We start from the raw sequence: 278 nt of genomic DNA, 5'->3' as shown, positions 1-278 counted from the left end.
TCGCCGCCATCATGGGCCCGAACGGCTCGGGCAAATCGACCCTGTCCTACATCCTCGCTGGCCGTGAGGACTATGAGGTGACCGAGGGCGACATCCTCTATAACGGCCAGTCGATCCTCGAAATGGACCCGGCCGAGCGCGCCACGTCAGGCATCTTCCTCGCCTTCCAGTATCCGATGGAGATACCGGGCGTCGCCACCATGGAATTCCTGAAAGTAGCGATGAACGAGCAGCGCAAGGCGCGTGGCGAGGAACCGCTGAAAATCCCGGAATTCCTG

The 278-nt window shown here is 61.2% G+C and carries 1 protein-coding gene; it reads left to right on the top strand.

What is annotated here, in order from left to right; genetic code table 11:
• The coding region (locus tag EN859_RS37900) for an ATP-binding cassette domain-containing protein (protein ID WP_135913792.1) at positions 1–278 on the top strand (278 nt) is incomplete at both ends.

It is taken from the genome of Mesorhizobium sp. M00.F.Ca.ET.216.01.1.1 (assembly GCF_004010325.2).
In the GTDB taxonomy this organism is placed as follows: domain Bacteria; phylum Pseudomonadota; class Alphaproteobacteria; order Rhizobiales; family Rhizobiaceae; genus Mesorhizobium.
The sequence above is the reverse complement of the archived record's forward strand: the minus strand, read 5'-3'. Positions and strand labels throughout refer to the sequence as shown.